The organism is Gordonia sp. NPDC003950 (assembly GCF_053605205.1).
The window spans coordinates 1-17,446 of sequence record NZ_JBSGIT010000019.1; the positions used below are offsets into that span (position 1 = coordinate 1).

15 protein-coding genes and 1 pseudogene are annotated in these 17,446 nt (G+C 66.4%); 10 read left to right on the plus strand and 6 right to left on the minus strand.

The genetic code is table 11. From position 1 onward, the window contains the following. The 4 genes and pseudogenes from ACWETB_RS16700 to ACWETB_RS16715 all read left to right on the plus strand — a co-directional run. Positions 1–518 (plus strand): annotated as a pseudogene (locus tag ACWETB_RS16700) (hypothetical protein); the annotation flags it as partial. Between the two features lie 196 nt (positions 519–714). Beyond that, positions 715–2,502 (plus strand): oleate hydratase, encoded by a 1,788-nt coding sequence (locus tag ACWETB_RS16705; protein ID WP_452212361.1) that lies wholly within the window; start codon positions 715–717, stop codon positions 2,500–2,502. 545 nt (positions 2,503–3,047) lie between these two features. Next, a complete protein-coding gene (locus tag ACWETB_RS16710) occupies positions 3,048–4,328 on the plus strand; it encodes a lipase family protein (RefSeq protein WP_452212457.1) in 1,281 nt (426 codons plus the stop codon). 32 nt (positions 4,329–4,360) lie between these two features. After that, entirely contained in the window at positions 4,361–5,089 is a 729-nt protein-coding gene (locus ACWETB_RS16715) for a mycothiol-dependent nitroreductase Rv2466c family protein (protein ID WP_449741726.1), read from the plus strand. 75 nt (positions 5,090–5,164) lie between these two features. Here the strand turns inward: ACWETB_RS16715 and ACWETB_RS16720 are convergent, their stop codons facing one another. Further along, positions 5,165–5,401 carry a hypothetical protein gene (locus tag ACWETB_RS16720; protein WP_449741727.1) on the minus strand — a complete coding sequence of 79 codons (237 nt, stop codon included), beginning with the start codon at positions 5,399–5,401 and terminating at the stop codon, positions 5,165–5,167. Between the two features lie 74 nt (positions 5,402–5,475). After that, positions 5,476–6,666 (minus strand): MFS transporter, encoded by a 1,191-nt coding sequence (locus ACWETB_RS16725; RefSeq protein ID WP_452212364.1) that lies wholly within the window; start codon positions 6,664–6,666, stop codon positions 5,476–5,478. A 176-nt stretch (positions 6,667–6,842) separates the two neighbouring features. Here ACWETB_RS16725 and ACWETB_RS16730 point away from each other — a divergent pair, with 176 nt between their 5' ends. Together ACWETB_RS16730 and ACWETB_RS16735 are read left to right on the plus strand one after the other, a co-directional pair. Continuing rightward, positions 6,843–7,931: an alpha/beta hydrolase gene (locus tag ACWETB_RS16730; protein WP_452212366.1), complete on the plus strand. Its 1,089-nt coding sequence runs from the start codon at positions 6,843–6,845 to the stop codon at positions 7,929–7,931. Positions 7,932–8,138: 207 nt separating this feature from the next. After that, complete coding sequence (locus ACWETB_RS16735; protein ID WP_452212368.1) at positions 8,139–12,473, plus strand: amino acid adenylation domain-containing protein; 4,335 nt, start codon at positions 8,139–8,141, stop codon at positions 12,471–12,473. 11 nt (positions 12,474–12,484) lie between these two features. On the opposite strand, the gene ACWETB_RS16740 is transcribed toward ACWETB_RS16735, so the two are convergent. Then, positions 12,485–12,721, minus strand: a complete 237-nt coding sequence (locus ACWETB_RS16740) for a CDGSH iron-sulfur domain-containing protein (protein ID WP_452212370.1) — start codon at positions 12,719–12,721, stop codon at positions 12,485–12,487. 26 nt (positions 12,722–12,747) lie between these two features. Here ACWETB_RS16740 and ACWETB_RS16745 point away from each other — a divergent pair, with 26 nt between their 5' ends. Genes ACWETB_RS16745 through ACWETB_RS16755 form a run of 3 tightly spaced genes read left to right on the plus strand, consistent with a single transcriptional unit; the run spans position 12,748 to position 14,723 of the window. Then, positions 12,748–13,767, plus strand: coding sequence for an iron-containing redox enzyme family protein (locus ACWETB_RS16745; RefSeq protein ID WP_452212372.1), 1,020 nt, complete (start codon positions 12,748–12,750; stop codon positions 13,765–13,767). Continuing rightward, the gene (locus tag ACWETB_RS16750; protein ID WP_452212374.1) at positions 13,752–14,342 is read left to right on the plus strand and encodes a hypothetical protein; all 591 of its coding nucleotides are present in this window, start codon (positions 13,752–13,754) and stop codon (positions 14,340–14,342) included. Before ACWETB_RS16745 ends, ACWETB_RS16750 begins: the two co-directional genes overlap by 16 nt. 39 nt (positions 14,343–14,381) lie before the next feature. Next, the gene (locus ACWETB_RS16755) at positions 14,382–14,723 is read left to right on the plus strand and encodes a DUF1801 domain-containing protein (protein ID WP_449741734.1); all 342 of its coding nucleotides are present in this window, start codon (positions 14,382–14,384) and stop codon (positions 14,721–14,723) included. A gap of 246 nt (positions 14,724–14,969) precedes the next feature. Here the strand turns inward: ACWETB_RS16755 and ACWETB_RS16760 are convergent, their stop codons facing one another. Further along, complete coding sequence (locus tag ACWETB_RS16760; protein WP_452212376.1) at positions 14,970–15,485, minus strand: MarR family winged helix-turn-helix transcriptional regulator; 516 nt, start codon at positions 15,483–15,485, stop codon at positions 14,970–14,972. A gap of 128 nt (positions 15,486–15,613) precedes the next feature. On the opposite strand from ACWETB_RS16760, the gene ygiD reads away from it, so the two are divergent. After that, complete coding sequence (ygiD, locus tag ACWETB_RS16765) at positions 15,614–16,390, plus strand: 4,5-DOPA-extradiol-dioxygenase (protein ID WP_452212459.1); 777 nt, start codon at positions 15,614–15,616, stop codon at positions 16,388–16,390. Positions 16,391–16,456: 66 nt separating this feature from the next. On the opposite strand, the gene ACWETB_RS16770 is transcribed toward ygiD, so the two are convergent. Together ACWETB_RS16770 and ACWETB_RS16775 are read right to left on the minus strand one after the other, a co-directional pair. After that, the gene (locus ACWETB_RS16770) at positions 16,457–16,693 is read right to left on the minus strand and encodes a hypothetical protein (protein WP_449741736.1); all 237 of its coding nucleotides are present in this window, start codon (positions 16,691–16,693) and stop codon (positions 16,457–16,459) included. A gap of 71 nt (positions 16,694–16,764) precedes the next feature. After that, positions 16,765–17,418 carry a winged helix-turn-helix transcriptional regulator gene (locus ACWETB_RS16775; protein ID WP_452212379.1) on the minus strand — a complete coding sequence of 218 codons (654 nt, stop codon included), beginning with the start codon at positions 17,416–17,418 and terminating at the stop codon, positions 16,765–16,767. Positions 17,419–17,446 lie beyond the last annotated feature (28 nt).

Sequence of the window (17,446 nt, forward strand, 5' to 3'; positions counted from 1 at the left end):
TGCTCCTCCTCGGCGCCGACGCCACCACCACCTCCACCATCCGCCGACTCTACGTCCGACCCGCCGACGGCACCCTCGTCTCCATGGACGCCCGCAGTCGCTGCTTCCCCAAAAACCTGGCGCACTTCATCTCCCTGCGCGACCAGCGATGCCGCGTCCCCTACTGCGACGCCCCCGTCGAACAGATCGACCACGCCGACCCCCACCGCCGCGGCGGTGCCACCACCGCCATCAACGGAGACGGCACCTGCGGTGACCACAACCACTCCAAGGAAGCCGACGGCTGGACCTACACCGTCCTCGCCACCACCGACGGCCCCCACACCCTCGACATCCGCACCCCCACCGGCCACACCTACCGCAGCATCGCACCACCGCTCATCAGACCCCAACCACCCGCACCACAACCACCACGCCCCCACCCACCGATCCGACGACGACCACGCCGAACCACCCGCAACCGCACCGCCATCCGCAACCGCACCACCACCCGCAGACGACTCCGATCACCAATGTGACCGCGCAACAATGCGACCACGCGAGAACAACCAAAACATGCCGGACCCGAACTCGATCCGCGACATTCGACGCCCATGTACACAACCGTTGACGCACCGGCGCATGCTGGAAGTTGTGGCTGATGTGTCGCCGGCGTGGTCCACCGCCCGCACCTTCCGCCCCTGGAGATTGGGTACTACGGGAAGGTGACCCCAAATGCATTACGACAGCGGCAACTACGAGGCGTTCGCACGTCCCCGGAAACCTGCAGGTGTCGACGACAAGACCGCCTACTTCGTCGGGGCGGGACTCGCCTCCTTGTCCGGCGCGGCCTTCTTGATCCGCGACGGTCAGATGGCCGGCGACAAGATCACGGTTTTCGAGCGTCTCAAGCTGCCCGGCGGCGCTCTCGACGGCATCAAGGAACCGAAGAAGGGGTTCGTGATCCGTGGCGGGCGCGAGATGGAGAACCACTTCGAGTGCCTGTGGGATCTGTTCCGCTCGATCCCCTCGATCGAGGTGGAGGGCGCCAGCGTTCTCGACGAGTTCTACTGGCTCAACAAGGACGACCCCAACTTCACGATGCAGCGAGCCACCATCAATCGCGGGCAAGACGCCCACACCGATGGCAAGTTCAGCCTGAGCGACAACGTCCAGAAGGAGCTCGCGGCGATTTTCCTCGCGACCCGCGAGCAAATGGAGAACAAGCGTATCGAGGAGGTGATGAGCGAGGAGTTCCTGGAGAGCAACTTCTGGCTCTACTGGCGCACCATGTTCGCCTTCGAGAACTGGCACTCGGCACTCGAATTCAAGCTCTACCTGCACCGGTTCATCCACCACATCGTCGGCCTGCCGGACCTGTCGACGCTGAAGTTCACCAAGTACAACCAGTACGAGTCGCTGGTGCTGCCGCTCTACACGTGGCTGCTCGACCAGGGCGTCACATTCCGTTTCGACACCGAGGTCCTCGACGTCGACTTCTTCATCACTCGCGAACACAAGCAGGCGTCGAAGATCTACCTGCGTGAAGGTGGAGAAAGTGGCGAGACCAGCGAGATCGAGCTCACCAAGGACGATCTGGTGTTCATGACCATCGGTTCGCTGACCGAGAATTCGAACACCGGCGACCATCAGACCGCGGCGAAACTCGATGAGGGACCTGCACCCGCCTGGGACCTCTGGCGTCGGATCGCGGCTAAGGACCCGTCATTCGGTCATCCCGATGTGTTCGGCGGCGACATCACCAAGACGAAGTGGGAGTCGTGCACCGTCACCACTCTCGATCACCGCATCCCCGAGTACATCAAGAAGATCTGCAAGCGAGATCCGTTCAGCGGCAAGGTCGTCACCGGTGGCATCGTCACCGCCAAGGACTCGAACTGGCTGATGAGCTGGACTGTCAACCGTCAGCCACACTTCAAGCAGCAGCCCAAGGACCAGATCGTGGTGTGGGTGTATGCACTGTTCGTCGACAAGCCCGGTGACTACGTCAAGAAGACGATGTCGGAGTGCACGGGCGAGGAGATCGTCTCCGAGTGGCTGTACCACATGGGAGTTCCCGAGGACGACATCGCCGACCTCGCCGCGACCGGCGCCAAGGCGGTCCCGTGCATGATGCCGTACGTCACGGCGTTCTTCATGCCACGGCAGGCGGGCGATCGTCCGGATGTGGTGCCCGAGGGTTCGTTGAACTTCGCCTTCATCGGACAGTTCGCCGAGACCGGCCGCGACTGCATCTTTACCACCGAGTACTCGGTGCGCACCCCGATGGAGGCGGTTTACACGCTGCTCGACATCGAACGCGCCGTTCCGGAGGTGTTCGGTTCCACCTACGACGTCCGCAAGCTGATCTACGCAACCAGTCGCCTGCGTGATGGCGCGCCGGCCGAGCTCCCCGGACCGCAGTTCCTGCGGGAGAAGTTGATGGAGAAGTTCGAATCCAACGAGGTCGGGGAGATTCTCGCCGAGTTCGAGCTCATCGACGTGGTCGGCAAGAAGAAGTAGCACCACCTGCGTCGGGCGCGACGTCGTGGTCTGTCCCGAGACCGCGACGTCGCTATCTATCACGCCGTCGCAGCGTGGGGTGCAATGTGGGCCAAGCGAATTCACTCCTCGGTCGGCCAGATGACGCTCGATCGCCGACTGGCAACGGAAGCCGACCTCGCCGTGATCTCACAAGCCTGGACCGACTGGGCCGAGCACCCGGACGGGTGGATCATCATCCCGCACAGCAGGATCGTCGCCCGTGCAAAACCCGGGCTCAACCCACGGATAAATCACCAACCAGCAACGGCACGGTATCCAAACGCTAACAACACTCCCAGGTGAGTCAATCGACCCACTTCGGGCTCCTATCGTGCGACTCAGCGGAACATCGGTCGGGGATGCTTCGCTCACCATCGGGAGGTGGCACGGTGACACGAAGGCAACCGCGACAACGACTGCGCTCCTTGCGTTCACGTGACGTCACGCTCGTCCCGGCGGCCGCGGCCGTGGCTCTCGCGGTGACGCTCACCGCAACACCCGCCACCGCCGACCCCCCGAACTTGATGGGGATCAACCCCCAGATCCCGCAGGCGATCAACGAGGTCATCGGCCCACCGCCCTATCCGCGCCTGGAAACGATCCCGCCGCGCGCGAAATCACCGGGCTTCCCGCGGCGCGTCGAGGAACTCCGCGAGGCCACACTGCCCTCCCCCACCGGCGATCCGCTCTTCGATCGGTGGCCGAGCGACCTCGACACCATGGCACCGGGCACCGTCATCGCCGTCCGCGACGTCACGGCCACCGCAGCTCCGGTCGTCACCGCGCCGATCACCTCGGCGCGTCTGATCAAGTTCCGCAGCACCGACGCCGTCGGCCGACCGAGCTACGGCACCGCAACACTCATCGTGCCGCGCGCACCATCACCGACGCCCGGACCGCGTCCCATCCTGGTGAACAACCTGCCCATCGACTCGCTCGGTTCCGCATGCACACCCGGTTACACACTGGCCCATGGGTTTTCCATCGCCACCGGACCCACAGACATCATCCCGCCGACGACGGCCCTGGCGTTGTCCCACGGTTACGCCGTGCTGATCCCCGATCACCAGGGCCCGCGGATGGCCTACGCCGAACCGATCGTCGCCGGACATGTCGTCCTCGATTCGGTGCGCGCAGTCGCCGCACTGGACCCGAAGCACTTCGCCGGCAGCCGAGTTGCGATGACCGGCTACTCGGGCGGCTCGATCGCCACCAACGGCGCCGCGAAACTGCTCGGCAGCTACGCACCCGAACTGGCACCGCGATTCGTCGGGGCCGCCATGGGCGGTGTACCCGCCGACTTCCGGATACTGGTGGGCAGCATGAACGCCAACCTCGCGACCGGGCTGTTCCATGCCGCGACATTCGGTATCGCCCGGGAACGGCCCGAGATCCTCACGATGGCCAACAACCCCGCGCTGTGGATCGCGACATCGCCGCTGAAGAATGTCTGCTTGATCCCCGAGGCGCTGGCCGGTCAGACCTTCATGCCGATGCAGTTGCTGGCCAACGTCGGCGACCCGTTCCATTCACCGGTCGCCGAGCACATTTATCGGGTGACAAAGATGGCCGACAAGAAATCGGTTGTGCCGCTGTACATTTACAACGGCGCCCAGGAATGGTGGATACCGGCGGCCGGAGCGCGGAACCTCTTCGCCGAGCAGTGCCGGTTGGGTGCCACCGCCGTCTACCATGAGTATTTCGGCGAACACATCACCACCATGTTCACCGGTTTCCCGGGTGCGATGACGTGGCTTGACGCCCGGCTGCGCGGCATCGCGGCAGCCAACGGATGCCCGCACTGATCGACGGACACCTCCCGGAGGACAATGGCCCCATGAGCGATGCGGACATTCACTTCTACTTCGACCCGGTCTGCCCGTTCGCGTGGCTGACCAGCAAATGGGTCCGGATCGTGCAGACCCAGCGCGACTATTCGGTCGACTACCGCTTCATCTCACTGCGCCTGCTGAACGCCCATATCGACTACGCCGCACACTTTCCGCCGGAATACGAGGCGGGGCACTCTGCCGGGTTGCGCCTGTTGCGCGCGGCGGCGAGTGTCCGGCGCGAACACGGTCGCGACCTGATGGGGCCGCTGTACGAGGCGTTCGGCACGCGGATCTTCGATTCGCACACGGGCACATACCTCGTCGACGAGCGAGACTTTCGGGGCACCGAGCAGTTCCTCGGGCCGATCCTCGATTCCCTGCGCCTGCCTCGACATCATGTATCGGCCCTCGACGACGAGTCGTGGGACACCGAGATCCGATCCGAGACCGACGAGGCCCTCGCACTGACCGGCCGCGACGTCGGTACACCGATCATCCATTTTCAGCCACCCGGCGGCGTCGCATTCTTCGGTCCGGTGATCTCCCGGCTTCCCGCGGCCGAAGACGCGCTCGAGTTGTGGGATCACGTGGTCGGTCTCGCCCGCTTCCCGGGGTTCGCGGAACTCAAGCGCAGCCTCCGAGAAAAGCCCCAACTCAAGGCGTTCGGTGTCGACGTCGACGAGGTGGGGGTGGCCGAAGACTGGCATGGCGGCAGCCGACGCGCGAAGCACTGAACCGGTAAGTGGCCACGTGCGGTGTCCCGTCCGCAGATACCGATACTGTGACCGAATGACGACTGGCTGACCCGCTCAGTCGTCCGCCAGCGCGGCGAAGTCCCGCTGCGCCTTGCGGTACCACCGCATCCCCGACACCGGGCGGCGCCATCGACCGGCCATCGCTTCGGCAGCCTCGCGGTGGGAACCGTCGCCGGCGGCAACTGCCTCCTTGAGATGACGGTCCTGGGATTTGATGACCTCGTTGGCATCTCGTCCCTGATGTGCCATATCGCACGGACCGCCGAGTTCGCGGCATGTCATCGTCTTCATGTCAGATCTCCTTCCGATCGGTTTCGACGGCCCTCGACCGTCGGATGACTCGAATCTAGGACGGGACAAGCGCGCTACGCTTCTCGATTCCTGACCGATGACGGTCCGCTCCGGTCGACCGCTCCGTGCACCACCGCTCCCAACACCACCGCGCCGGCCACGACGGCCGCCAGGCCCGCGAGAGCCGCGGGGGTGTGCACCGCCGCCACCAACGCACCCGCGGCCAGACCGACCTGCTGCGCCGCCCCCACCTGCGCAGCCCTGCCCATCGACCGGTCTTGCGCGGACGCCAGGCTTCCGTGGTTGACCAACGGAAAGACGAGACCCACCCCCAGCCCGACCGGGATGGTGGCGGCAACGGCCCACCCGGCCGAACGCGCGGCGACCGCCACCGTCACACAACCCAGGACGAGGAAGACGAAACCGACAAGCAGGGCGCCGCGAGCTGCCGACGGAGATCCCGTCCGCGCGACGACGACGGTACCGATCGCGGCGGCGGCATTGAGCACCAGGAAGCCCCAACCGGTTTCGGCGGCGGACCATCCATACTCCTGCTGCAAAAGAAAACTCGTGTTGATCACCGTGGCGGCGAGCACTGCGTTGGCGCCGATCACGGCAGCGAGCGAGCGGCGTGTTTCCAAATCGATACCGCACCGCCGCCGATCCTGCGCCGGGGCGGTCACCCCGGCCCCGACAACGCGAGGCACCGCGAACACCCCCCACGCCAGACCACCGATGACAGCAGTGATCCCGATGGCCCAGAAACACCACCGCCATGACAAATCCGCCAGCGGTCCGATGACGATCAGTGCAGCGACAGCACCCGACCCCGACATCAGCGAGAACCCGGCAAACGCTCGTAGCCTGCGCGGGTCCTTCCGAGTGAGCACATGGAGACAGGCGAGCACGCTGGTGGTCACAACGGCAGCCGAAAGTCCCTGTACCACAAGGGTAAACACCAGCCATCCCACCGTCGGGACAACTGCGCCCGAGGCGGCTCCGACGCCGAAGAACAGCGCCGCGGGCATCAGAACGCGGCCTGGATCGAACGTGCGCATCGCCAACCCGGCCAGCGGTAGCCCGCAGACGAAGGCAATCGCGAACGGGGTCACGAGAATCTGGCGCGCACTGGCCCCCAGCGAGAACTCGCGTGCCATCGCCGGGGCCAACAGCGCGACACCGGTCTCGTCGACGACGATCACGAACTGAACACAGGCCAAGATCAGGACGAGAACGACGAAGTTCCGGAACCGGCCTTCACCCATGTCACCTCCCGCGGCGTCCAGGATTGTGTTCGTCGCCCGCCGACATGTGTGCCACTATGGCAGAACTGTCAGCGATCCCGGGGTTTCGTCCGCCCCGCGCGAGCACACCGGAATTCGGTCAGTCCACCCCGAGTTCCGTGGAAATACGACGGTCGGGGACGACACCGGAGGTATTCATGCGCCCCACCGTGCTCAGAGTCGGCGGAAAGATCGCGGCGACCGGCGCAGCACTTCTCGTCGCGGCCGGCACGCTGGTCGCCGTCGGCGGGTCGGCGCAGGCCGACACCCTGTTCGGTATTCGCTACGCGCCCGCGAGTGCCGATCATCCCTATCGGGAAACACGAATGTCAGGACGCCGTTCTCTGGTGTCGGTGTGGTCGCCGGCCATGCGTACGCAGGTCCCGATGCTGGTGCAGTCGCCAGCCAACGGGAATCCGTCCGCGCCGGTGATGTACATGCTGAACGGTTCAACCGGCGGCGAGGAGGGCGACGACTGGACGCACGCCACCGACGCCAACGCCTTCTTCGCGGGTAAGAACGTCTGGACGGTGACCCCGATCGGCGGCGCCGCCAGCTACTACGCCGATTGGCGCCGAGTCGATCCGGCCGCAAATTTCCGATTCGGCGTGAAGACCAATCGTCCGCTGCGGTGGGAGACCTTCCTGACCTCCGAGTTGCCGCGGACCTTCGAGAATGCGCACGGCGGGTGGAGTCCGGGCCGCTCACGCGGGATTTCGGGCATCTCGATGTCCGGTACCGCGGTCATCAGACTGGCCGAGAATCATCCGGGGCTCTACCGGGCGGTGGGCGCGTACTCGGGATGTGCTGACACCGCCTCCCCGTTGGGCAACCTCATCGCCCGCACCGTGGCGTTCTTCCCCGGCGGCGCCGACGCGAGCAATATGTACGGCCCTCCCGGTGACCCCGAATGGGCTGCGCAGGATCCGGTCATCAACGCGCACAAGCTGGCCCGGCGTACCCCGGCACTGTGGATCAGCGCAGCATCGGGCCTTCCGGGCGCACACGACACCCTGAGCGATCCGCACATACGCGGCAATGCGGGCGAACTCGCCTCCCAGGTGACCATCGGCGGACTCGACGAGGCGGCCTCCCAGTACTGCACCGCCTCCCTGACGCGACGGCTCTCCGACCTGCGAATCCCGGCGCATGTGCATTTCCGTCCCAACGGCACACACTCATGGGCCTACTGGCAAGACGAAATGCACCGGACCTGGCCGGTTTTCGCCAGCGCACTCGGCGCCTGATCTGTCCACCCTCCGACAGGACACGATGGGTTCCCGAATCTGGTGCCACCGCCTCGTCCGGCGCCATCACCTGCGACTTCAGCGTCCTTTCAACTCTGGAGTCCTACGCTCGCGGAATACGCAATCTGGGCTTGGGAGGTCTCCTGGCGAGGTCGGTACGGTCGGGGCGAGGTCGGTACGGTCGGGTTCGGTACGGGTGAGTGATCTATGACCCTCACCCGACGCTCCCTCTGGCTCGCGCAGCTGATGCATCCGCAGACCTCGTACGTGATCGCGTTCAGCGTGGATCTGACCGGGCCGCTGGACATCTCACGGTTGCATCGGACGGTCGACGAGGTGCTTCGCCATGTCGGCTGGCACGACGTGCACATACCACCGCATCTTTCGCCCGCCGACCCCGACTGTGTCGATCCGGTCCGCGCCGCGCACTCCGGGCAACCGCCGATCATCGGGCTCGACTTCGGCGATCACCCAGATCCGGACACAGCGAGTCGCCTGCGCGCTGAGCATTTCGTGGACTCACCCGACGGGGCCGACCTCACGAAACCGCTGTGGGCCAGCGAACTCCACGTTCTGTCCGACCTGAGGCATCGATGGGTCGTGCGCCTGCATCACGCACTCACCGACGGGGCCGGCGCGCTACGCATCATGCGCCACATCGGAGAGGTGTACGCAGGCAACTCCGGCTCCGATGACCTCCGGGTACCGAGCCCCGCCGACCTGCAGACCGCCGACACGCACTATCTCGACTCCGCGCGCTACCGGTCGGACGAGCGGTTCTGGAGCGACACTCTCGATCTGCATCAGCCCAGCTTTTTGTCCGGCGCCCCGGTCGAGGCGACCTCGGATCTGACGCGGATCACCCGTCGACTCGACGTGCCGCGGCCACCGACCACCGCCGAGATCCTCGCAGCCTTCGCCGGACTCTGCGCACGCCTTCTCGACACCGCAGACGTCGGACTGTCACTGCCGGTGGCCACCCGCACCACGCATCTCCGCAGACAAGCACTTGCCCCGTTGTCCAATGTGGTGCCGATGAGCCTGCCGGGCATCGGGGACCGGACCGCCGAGGGCGCCGTGGAAGACATCGGTACCGCCGTGACCCGAACGCTGCGCCATCAGCTCTTTCATCGGGAAGACATGCTCCGCAGACGCGACGACATCGCGGGATTCGGGGCGGTCGCCAATCTGCTGCCGGCATTCGATCCGCCCACCGACACCGGACTCCACTGGTCGGTCGAGGTGATGCGTACCGGCCCCACCGGTGACGTGACGATGACGCTGCATCCGGACGACCCGACCGGTGGCCGGGCGGTCAGTTGGGAAGCACCGAGCCGCAGCCTCGGTCGCGATGCGCTCGAGGCCCTCTCATCTCGCTTCAACGGCTACCTCGGCGCCTTCCTCACCGAGATCGACACCGGCCGAACCGTACCCGACGACGCGGTGTTCCTCGACGGCGAATGGGCCCGCTCCGCATCGCGATCGGGCCCACCGGCACCCGAATTCACCCCCACCGCAGCACTCCTCGACGAAGTGTGCACCGACGATCCCGGGGCTCCGGCGCTCATCGACGGGCAGATGACGCTGAGCAGGACGCAGCTACGGGCGTGGGCCGACCACGTGGCGCGGCGACTGATCGGTGCCGGTGTAGCACCCGGCGATCCCGTCGGGGTGTGCATCCCGCGTTCGGCGGCCTCGGTCGTCGCGTTCTGGGCAGTCCTGCGCGCCGGCGCGGTGTGGGTGCCCGTCGGCGACCCGTTCTCACCCCAGAGCAGAACTCGAGACATTCTGCAACGCACCGGAATCAAGGTGGGACTGAGCTCTCGGGGCGCGCGTGCGAGCACTCTTCCCGAAGGCGCCGTCGAGTGGCTCGACCTCGACCTCGCCACCGACATCCCCGCGAGAACCACCTCGCCCCTCGACTCCGCGGAGATCACCCCGTCCGCCCACCACCCGCCCGGTCTGGATCGGGGCCCCGACGACCGCGCCTACATCCTGTTCACCTCGGGTTCCACCGGCACCCCGAAGGGCGTGGACATGCCGCACCGCGGGATCCCCTCACTGGTCGCCGAGATCCGCGAACACTACGCCCTCACACCCGCTTCGCGGATGATGCATGCGTCGGCACCCACATTCGACACCGGCCTCGTCGAACTGCTGTCGGCAGTTTCCACCGGCGCGGCCCTGGTGATCGCTCCGATGTCGATACGCGGCGGCGACGAGATGACCGAACTGATTCGGCGGCATGACATCACGCACATCATCGTCACCCCATCGGTACTCGACACCCTCTCACCCGACCTTGCCGATCAGCTGGTTCAGGTGGTTCTCGGCGGTGAGCCGGTGACCAGCGGACTGGTGGCCCGCTGGGGTGACCGGGTGTCACTGCGAAATGCGTATGGGCCCACCGAAACCCGCTGCAGTATCAACTTCTCGGGACTCGTACCCGGCCGGCCCGTCACAGTGGGCGCACCGATGACCGGCGTCACCGAGGCCATCCTGGACCGACGCGGCCGACCTCAGCCGCCGGATGCCCTCGGCGTCTTGCACTGTTCCGGACCGCAAGTGGCCGACGGATACCTCGACGCACCGGAGTTGACCGCCGAAGCGTTCTCCGGCTGCACCTTTTCCGACGACCCGGTGATGTACTGCACCGGCGATCTGGCCACCTGGACCGACGACGGGGAGGTCCGGGTACTCGGACGCCGGGACGGTCAGATCAAGTTGCGCGGCCTGCGAATAGAACTCGGCGAGGTCAACGCGGCGCTGACACGCAGCACTTCGGTCCGGCAGTGCGCAACCGTGATGCGCGACATGCCATCCGGACGTAGGGCATTGGTCTCCTACGTGGTGGCCGCGGATCACGACGCTGCGCTTGATCCGACGGCGCTGCGGCACGAGGTGGCGGCAATTGTCCCGAGCTATATGGTGCCGTCGATCATCGTGCCGGTCGAGGCCCTACCCCACACCGCCAACGACAAACTCGACACCAGGGCCCTGGCCGCGCTGCCACTGCCCGATCGTCGGGGCGCACGTCGCGCGCGCGACGACGGCGAGGAACTGCTGATGCGTGCGGTCGCGGAGGCCCTGACTCTCGACACCGTCGATCCCGATGCAAGCTTCCTTGACCACGGCGGCGATTCGCTCGCGGTCATGGCGGCCGCGCGCCTGATGGCAGCGGCCGGACATCCCGAGGTCACCGCCAACGACCTCCTCGTCGGCGAAAGCCTCGCCGCGGTGGCAAGTGCGATGACATCCGGCCGGCCACCAACTGCAGCGGCGCACGATTCACCGCAGTCACACATGGACCGACGGCGCGCGACAACCCCCGAAACACCGTTGTCGGCGGCACAACGGACCGTTTCCCGCGAGCCCGGCGATCCGTGCGCACAATTGATTCGGCTCGCCTGGCTGCCGACCTCCGGACCGGCCCCCTCGCCCACCGAGATCCGCAGGGCGGTCCAGTCCCTGGTGGATCGCCATCCGTCGCTGCGCTCAACCTTCCCCGACACCCCATCGGGTCCGATTCGTCGTGTGGCGCACCCACTTTCGGCGGACGCCGTCGTCAGCGTGCACCCGGTGGAGCACCCGCCCGACCGCGAGAACCTGCGCACCTGGGCCCGTCGGATGAGCGGTCGCCTCGACGTCCGCTCGGGGCCGCCGATCGCGCTGACGGTCCTCACCACACCCGACGGCCACACCGCCGCAGTCATTCTGGTCCTGCACCATATCGCCGTCGACGGGCACTCTCTCGCAGTGCTGGCCGCCGGCATGGCCGAGAGTCTGTCGGCATCTGCATCTGCATCTGCCACAGTTGCCGCCACGCCGGTGGCAGCGCCCGTTGCGCCGGGCATTCTCACACCGGACGGTGAGCAGTTCTGGCGTGATCTGCTGTTGGCCGAACCCGAGTCGGCCTGGACCCTGGCCGGTATCAAACCGGCCGAGGTGAATCCCGGTTCTCCGCAACGCCGTTCACACACGATTCCACTCGAGGTGGCCAGGCGGTTCCGCGCGGACGCCGCGGCCGCTGGTGTCACGGGTTTCGAGGCATTCGAGTCGGCGGTGGCCAACGCACTTCACGATGTCACCGGGGACTCCCGGGTGGTGTCGGCGACGCCGACCTCATGCCGCCCACCCGATGCGTCGGAGGTCGTGGACGATTTCATCCTGTCGACGATCATTCCGCTGGCCGTTCATCGGGAGGCCGGCGAGGGCGCCCGCCTCTCCCGGCGGTGCGTCGAGGCCGCGGCGGTCCCGATGGAGGACATCCTCGATCTGATCGGCCGTCCCGCGTCAGCACAACGACTGTTCCCGGTCCCGGTGATGCTCGGCTGGTCCGATGCCCCGGCCGATCTCCACGCCGCAGGATCGGTCCATGTCTTCGGGCCGGACAAGACCCGGTGGCTACTCCAGATCGAGGGTACGTCCCTGGCGTCCGGCGCATTGACCGTCGCGGTCACCGGCGTCGCAGGGGGCCTCGGTCACCGCCGGATCGAACAGATCCTGACGGCCGTGGTCGAGCAGATCTCGAGGCCGCGATGACAGCCGCCGTCTCACTCGTCGCGGATCGGCGACCGACCGAGCGCGTGACTGCCGTCGCAATACGGCTGGATACTCGACCGCCCGCACCGACACAGCGCAATGGTGGCGCGACGTCGCGGGATCGGCGCTCCGTCGACGTCGACGAGTTCGACGTCGCCGCGCACCACCAGCGGACCTCCAGGGGTGACGGTGATACTCGCAGGCACGCCGTTGGCGGAGTGGGACCGGCGGGGCTCCGGAGTGGTCATTTCACCATTGTGCGTGACGGGAGGCGATGATGGGGCGACCCACCGTCTCGACGACATGCCCAAAGCTCCCGCCGGTCGGCGAACTCGGCGCGGCCGTCGATGAATTGCTCGCCGGCGACCCGACCGCGCGGCACGGTTGGACACCCGACGTCGAGGGCCCGCTCACACGGCTACCCCACGGCATCGACCTGCTCGCCCACCTCGACGCCCAGCGCACCTGGTTCCTGCTCTGCGAACTCGACGGACGCGGCGTGACCGGTGTCGACGAGCGCTGGACCGAGCATCCGGCGGTCGCGCTGCTACGGAGCAGGCTGGGAGACGCGCTGGAGCACGCCGTCCGCGACCGCGTCGGGCCGGTGTCCCCCTGTGCTGCAACGGATCTACCCGAGCGGGTACGGCTCGAGCTCGACTCCACCGACGCTCCGCCACTGTCCGGGCATCTGCGCAGCACGGGAACCGTGGACCAGTATCGAGAGTTCCTGCGACACAGGTCGGTCTATCACCTCCGCGAAGCCGATCCACACACCGCGGCAATCCCCCGACTCGCCGGGCGCGCGAAGGCGGGTCTGGTGGAGATTCAGAGCGACGAGTACGGCGGAGGAAGGTTCGAACGCATGCACTCGACCCTGTTCTCGTGTGCCATGAACGCCGTGGGCCTCGACACCTCCTACGCCGCCTACGCCGCAATGCTGCCGGCGACGACGCTCGCATGGATCAACGCACTGACACTATTCGCGTCGCGGCGCAGGCTACGCGCCGCTGTGGTCGGGCATCTGCTCGCCATCGAATGCACCTCCTCGCTGCCCAACAAGCGCTACGCACAGGGACTTCGGCGACTGGGATTCGGCGAGAACGCGACACGATTCTTCGACGAGCACGTCGAGGCCGATGCCGTCCACGAACAGATCGCCCTCTACGACATGGCCATGCCGCTGTTGTCCGATGAACCGGGGCTGTCGGTCGACCTGCTCACCGGGTTCCGCGCGGCCCTGGTGCTCGATGCCGATGTGGGTCGACTCCTCCTGCGGTCGTGGGAGAATCGGTAACGATCGTCCGACGCACGACGATCACACCGGTACCGAAGCAGCGCACCCCACCACCGAAGGGCGCCGAGATGACCTCCTCCCATCAGAAGTCGGAAACCTCGAACATCGACGCGCGTATCCAGCGACGCCGCCACCCGATCCGATGGTGCGTGATCGCGGTGTCGTGCCTCCTGCTCGCCGCGATACCGGTGACCGCGAAAGCCGAACCCGTCAACCGCACCGTCCTGGCCGGCCCCTTGTGGACGGTGGCCGACGGCCCGCTGTGCGGCGGGCGGGTCGGTCTGCTCGCAGCGCCCAGCGCACCGGGCACCGCCTCCATCCAGGTGGTCGGCGGATTCTTCGGCATCTCGGGTACCTCGCTGCCGTGCAGCGTCGGGGTGAGCGTTCACTGGCGAAACCTGAACACCGGAGCACACGGTGTGACCACCGGATGGGTATCGGGCACCATGCTGCCGTCGGCGCCGACGCACGTCCTGCACGCCGATGTCCGGACCGGTCCCGGTCTGATCGACCTCCGGATGGACCCGCACCGTCCGAATGTGCCGATCCCATCGGTACGTCTGCAGGTCCCCTGACCGCTGTGCCGCCCGCCTGTCGCGGGTTACTGTGAGCACATGACGACCGACTGGCGAACCGAACGTGCCGACGAGGTCCGCGCACTGATTCTGGCCGCGGAACCCGACATCACCGAAGAGGTCAAGTGGCGCAAGCCGTCGAATCCCGATGGTGTTCCGACGTTTTCGCTCGACGGTATCGTCTGCACGCTGGAGACCTACAAGGACAAGATCAAAGTCACCTTCGCACAGGGCGCGTCATTACCCGATCCGGGAAGGGTGTTCAACGCCAGTCTCACCGCAGGCACTCGTCGCGCGGTGGACATCAAGGACGGCGACGCGCTGGACTCCGATGCCTTCAGCGAACTCATTCGGGCAGCCGTAGCACACAACCGCACGTAGCCGACGCGACGAACCCCGAGCGACGGACCCCGCAGCCGACATCCGGCACACCGTGGTCGACGCCGCTGACGATCCACTTCTTGATCGGACCAGCTCCCAAGTGGCGGAATATCTTTCGGGTCGACGCCGCGACCTCGATCTACCCCTCGCCACACACGGCGACGACTTCTCCGAGCAGACATGAGCACCGGCGCCAGCGTCGTGCCGAGAGACCGTTCTGACGGTTCTCGATCATGCGGCAATCGGTCAGGACGACGATTCACGCCCGTCCCACAGCACCGAATCTTCTTGTGCTGTCGGGAGTTCCAGGCCAATCTCGGCCAGATGCGGTAAGGCCTGGTCGAGCGCCGCGTTGAGCCCGGCCAGCCGCTCGTCGTCCAGGGCGGAGAAGATCAGCCTCCCCGCCTCGTCGGCGTGGCGCGGGGCGGCGTCGCGCACGATGTCCATCCCGGCGTCGGTCAGGGTCACCGACACCGCACGCCGATCGTCGGGATCGGCCGACTTGGTGCGACGCACCCATCCACGCTTCTCCATGGTGGTGACCGCGTGCGACAGCCGGCTCTGCTCGGCATGAGCCAGGACCGCCAGCCGGCGCATGCCCAGCGTCCGCCCCGGCGCCTCCGACAGCCGGAACAAGACGATGTACTGGGAGTGCGTCAAGCCACTGTCACGACGCAACTGGGTGTCGAGCGCACCGTCGAGCAGCATCGACACGACGAGCAGACCTCGAAAGGCCCGCTCCTGATCGGGGGTCAATGCCACCGGACCATCCTATCAACTACTTGAACTTTCATACAGATGGTCGTATCCTCGAAGAAACATGAAGATTCATCCACCCTGGTGGACAGTGAAGGAACAACCCGATGGTCGACAGCACCCCACCCACCGTCATGCCGATGGCGTTCATCGGTCACGGCAACCCGATGAACGCCATCGAGCACAACCAGTTCACGCAGGCGTGGGCGCGGTTCGGAAAGTCGGTACCGCGCCCACGCGCGATCCTGATGATCAGCGCGCACTGGTACATCAACGCCACCGCGGTCACCGCGATGGCCAGCCCCCGCACCATCCACGACTTCTACGGGTTCCCCCGCGAGCTGTTCGACTTCGATTACCCGGCACCCGGTTTGCCCGAATTGGCCGGCGAAGTCGCCGAGACCGTCAAGCCGACCTGGCTCGGCAGCGATCTGGACAGCTGGGGTATCGATCACGGCGCGTGGTCGGTTCTCGCCCACGCCTTCCCTGACGCCGACATCCCCGTCGTCCAGCTGAGCATCAACGGTGAACGCGACCTCGACTATCACTTCGATCTCGGAGCGCGTCTGGCACCGCTGCGCGAATCGGGCGTGCTCATCGTCGGCAGCGGCAACATCGTCCACAACCTGCGTGCCGTCGACTTCTCCCGGCCCGACACCGGATACGCCTGGGCCCAACGCTTCGACGACGCCGCCCGCACCACGATGCTCGAGAACCCGGCCGACTACCTCGCCCTGGCCGAGCATGCCGATTATGCGAAAGCCGTTCCGACACCGGATCATTTCCTGCCGTCGGTGTATCTCGCCGGCATGCTCGCGGCCTCATCGACGTCGACCCAGGACTCTCCGGAGGTTCTCGTGGACGGCTGCTCCTACGGGTCGCTGTCGATGACGTCGTACGTGGCGGGCTGATCGGGTCAGTGGCGAGATCGGCGAGCCCGCCACGCATAGACCCGCGTGGCGACGAGTCGCTCGCCGTCAGTCCTCCGGCAGAGCCGCGAAATCCCTCTGCGCCTTGCGGTACCACTTCATCCCGGACACCGGTCGACGCCAGCGGCCCTTCATATCGTCGGCGGCTGCACGGTGCGTCTCGTCGCCGGCGGCGACCGCATCCTTGAGATGTTGGTCCTGTGCGTGGATCACGTCGTTGGCATCCTCGCCTCGGTGCGCGGTGTCGCACGGTCCGCCCAGTTCACGGCATGTCATGGTCTTCATCGGGTGCTCCTCTGTGGTGTCGATGACTCGGTGGTGTCGATGACCGTCTCGGATCATCGGGTACCGCAAGGCTATGACTGCCGGCCGGTGGGTTGCTTCTTGATTCCTGATCGATCAAAGACGGCCCGCACGGCCGACCGATCGCCGTCGACGTCGAGGGAGTCGACGGGGAGCATCCCCACCGCCACGCCGAGGAGCACGTCCGCGCCAGTCCGGATGACCGCGTCCACCGGGCCGTCCGCGGATCCGCCGATCTCGAATCCCGAACGCGTCGAGGTGATCACGATCGTGCCCTCCGGCAACTCCACTCGGATCGACACCGTTCGGCGAGGCCGTGGCCGATCCGCCAGCACCGCGGGCAGGGCGAGTTCGAGCCACTCGGCACGGAACTCATCACCTTGCGGCCCCCGCGTCATCAGGGGTGTGGACCATCGGATGAGGCCTTCGATCGGCTCGCGAAGCTCCCGGCCCCAGGCGGTGAGCGCGTACTCGATGCCGTCCGCGTCGTCGGCGAGGCGCCGCTCGATCACGCCCGCCGCCTCGAGTTCACGCAGCCGCCCGGCGAGCAGATTGGTGGCCACGCCGGGCAGGCCCGATCGCAATTCGCTGTAGCGGGCCGGGCGGATCAACAACTGCCGCACGATCAAAAGGTTCCACCGGTCACCCACCACGTCGAGCGCCCGCGCAAGCCCGCAGTACTGGCCGTACTCTTTACTCACATCCACCTGCTTGATATTTTAAAGTTGCCTTGAT